Source organism: Rhodopseudomonas sp. BR0C11 (genome assembly GCF_010820945.1).
Lineage (GTDB): Bacteria > Pseudomonadota > Alphaproteobacteria > Rhizobiales > Xanthobacteraceae > Rhodopseudomonas > Rhodopseudomonas palustris_H.
The window spans coordinates 1-2,776 of the sequence record NZ_QTKI01000528.1 but is presented as its reverse complement, the minus strand read 5'-3'; the positions used below and the strand labels follow the sequence as shown (position 1 = coordinate 2,776).

Genomic DNA, 2,776 nt, shown 5'->3' with positions numbered 1-2,776 from the left:
CGGCTGTGCAACAACACCTCAAGCCGGGTGGGAATCGCGCTGGGCTACAAGGACGTCGACGGCTGGACCACCGAGGGCTGGTGGAATGTGTCGTCGCGAAGCTGCGAGACGCTGCTGCGCGGCGCTCTGGTGGCGCGCTACTACTACATCTACGCGCTCGATTACGACCGCGGCGGCGAGTGGTCGGGCCAAGCCTTCATGTGCTCGCGCGACAAAGAATTCACCATCAAGGGGACCGAGAACTGCCTGGCGCGCGGCTTCGACCGCACCGGCTTCTTCGAGGTCGACACCGGCGAGCAACGGGCCTGGACCGTGCAATTGACTGAAAGTAACGAACAGAACATGCAGAAGCTGCCGGGAATGCCCGGGGCGCCGGGGACCGGCTTGCCGGGCATTCCTCCGTCGCCGGGCCGCACCGCCCCCGCCACGCCTGGCAATCCAGGCGAGGCCGGGACCAAGCCATGAGACGCCTGCGCCGGATCAAGATCCTCGCCACGCTCGGCCCCGCCTCTTCCGACAGCGCGATGATCCGCAAGCTGTTCGAGGCCGGCGCCGACGTGTTCCGGATCAACATGAGCCACACCCCGCACGACAAGATGCGGGAGCTGGTGAAGACCATCCGTAACGTCGAGAGCAGCTACGGCCGCCCGATCGGCATCCTGGTCGATCTGCAGGGGCCAAAGCTGCGGCTCGGCTCGTTCGCCAACGGGCCGATCCAGCTCAACAACGGCTCGAGCTTCGTCCTCGACTCGATCAAGGAGCCGGGCGATGAGACGCGGGTGTATCTGCCGCATCCGGAGATCCTGGCCGCCCTCAAGGTCGGTGACGCACTGCTGCTCGACGACGGCAAGGTGCGCTTGATCTGCGAAGAGACCGTGGGCGATCGCGCGGTGACCCGCGTGGTGATCGGCGGCAAGATGAGCGACCGCAAGGGCGTCAGCCTGCCCGACACCGATCTGCCGATGTCGGCGATGACCAACAAGGACCGCGCCGATCTCGAAGCGGCGTGCGAGACCGGCATCGACTGGGTGGCGCTGAGCTTCGTGCAACGCGCCGAAGACGTCGTCGAAGCCAAGCGGATGATCCGCGGCCGCGCCGCCGTGATGGCCAAGATCGAGAAGCCGCAGGCGATCGACCGGCTGCAGGACATTCTCGACGTCTCCGACGCGCTGATGGTGGCGCGCGGCGACCTCGGCGTCGAGATGCCGCTCGAGCGGGTGCCGTCGCTCCAAAAGCAGATGACCCGCATGGCACGGCGCGCCGGCAAGCCGGTGGTGGTCGCGACCCAGATGCTGGAATCGATGATTTCCAGCCCGGTGCCGACCCGCGCCGAAGTCTCCGACGTCGAGCGCGACGTCACCTATCGCACCGGGGTGACGGCACAGCGCCCCGATCCGGAAGCGACCGCCGGCGACGCCATCGCGGGCGCAGCGCGGCAGATCGCCGAAACGCTCGACCTGTCGGCGATCATCTGCTGGACTTCGTCGGGCTCGACGGCACTGCGGGTCGCACGCGAGCGGCCGAAGGTGCCGGTGGTGGCGATCACCCCGAGCATCAGCACCGGGCGCAAGCTATCGGCGGTGTGGGGCGTGCATTGCGTCGTCGCCGAAGACGCCAAGGATCAGGACGACATGGTCGAGCGCGCCGGCCGCATCGCATTCCGCGACGGCTTCGCCAAGTCCGGCCAGCGCGTCATCATCGTCGCCGGCGTCCCGCTCGGCACTCCGGGCGCCACCAACATGGTCCGCATTGCCTATGTCGGACCGAGCGACGCGGAGATGTGACTGAGGCTCTGCGATGAGAAACGAACCGCTCGTCATTCCGGGGCGCCGCGCAGCGGCGAACCCGGAATGACTGAAGAAGAGCTCAGCTCACCAGCTTCGCATCGAGCGTGATCTTGGTGTTGAGCAGCTTCGACACCGGACACCCGGCTTTGGCCTTGGCGGCGCAGTCCTGGAAGGTGGCGTCGTCGGCGCCGGGGATTTTGGCGGTGAGCGTCAGATGGATCGCGGTGATGGCGAAGCCGTCGCCCTGCTTCTCCAACGTGACGTCGGCCTTGGTTTCCATCTGCTCGGCGGTGAGCTTGGCTTCGCCGAGGATCAGCGACAGCGCCATGGTGAAGCAGGCGGCGTGGGCGGCGCCGATCAGTTCCTCAGGGTTGGAGCCGGGCTTGCCTTCGAACCGGCTGGCGAAGCCGTAGGGATAGTCGGACAGCGCGCCGCTCTTGGTCGAGATCGCGCCCTTGCCGTCCTTGATGCCGCCCTGCCACTTCGCCGAACCGGATGTCGTGCTCATTGGGATCTCCCGTGCTGATGTCGAATCGACCGCGCGGCACATCGTCCGTGCGGCGACGGTTGAGGTGGACCTTGGATGTGGGGTGGTTCGTCCGGATTCAAAGCGCGACGACGTAGAAGCGCGTCAGATGTCGCGGCCCTCGACCTTCTCCGACAGCGTCTTGACGAGGTCGGGCACCTTGTCGAGATGCGGATTGAGCGCGAGCGCCCTGCGGAACGCATCGAGCGCCCGTTTGTCGTCGCCGAGTTCCTGCATGATCATGCCGAGGCCGGCGAGCGCACCGAAATGCCGCGGCTCGCGCGCCAGCACCTGCTCGATGTCTTCGAGCGAGTGCATGTAATCGTTCTGCAAATAGTAGATCGTCGCGCGCCGGTTCCAGCCTTCGACGTAATCCGGCCTCAGCTTGACCACGGCGTCGAGCAGCTTCAACGCGACGTCGAACTGCTTGGCATCCATCGCCACCTTTGAGCGCGCCATCAGC

Annotated in this window: 4 protein-coding genes; 2 read left to right on the top strand and 2 right to left on the bottom strand. The window is 66.4% G+C overall.

Translation table 11 applies throughout. The annotated features are described in order from the left end of the window. Both DYI24_RS24620 and pyk read left to right on the top strand, forming a co-directional pair. Window positions 1-465: DUF1036 domain-containing protein (locus tag DYI24_RS24620; protein WP_164574188.1), on the top strand; the 465-nt coding region annotated here is incomplete at its 5' end. Continuing rightward, window positions 462-1,784, top strand: a complete 1,323-nt coding sequence (pyk, locus tag DYI24_RS24615; RefSeq protein ID WP_164574187.1) for a pyruvate kinase — start codon at window positions 462-464, stop codon at window positions 1,782-1,784. The genes DYI24_RS24620 and pyk, both read left to right, overlap by 4 nt. Before the next feature lie 82 nt (window positions 1,785-1,866). On the opposite strand, the gene DYI24_RS24610 is transcribed toward pyk, so the two are convergent. Continuing rightward, window positions 1,867-2,295, bottom strand: coding sequence for an OsmC family protein (locus DYI24_RS24610; RefSeq protein ID WP_164574186.1), 429 nt, complete (start codon window positions 2,293-2,295; stop codon window positions 1,867-1,869). A 123-nt stretch (window positions 2,296-2,418) separates the two neighbouring features. After that, on the bottom strand, window positions 2,419-2,776 hold a 358-nt coding region (locus DYI24_RS24605; protein ID WP_164574185.1), incomplete at its 5' end, for a tetratricopeptide repeat protein.

Bases quoted from the DNA above. Each gene is read 5' to 3' on its own strand.
- pyk (WP_164574187.1), top strand. From the start codon at position 462: ATGAGACGCCTGCGCCGGATCAAGATCCTCGCCACGCTCGGCCCCGCC.
- DYI24_RS24610 (WP_164574186.1), bottom strand. From the start codon at position 2,295: ATGAGCACGACATCCGGTTCGGCGAAGTGGCAGGGCGGCATCAAGGAC.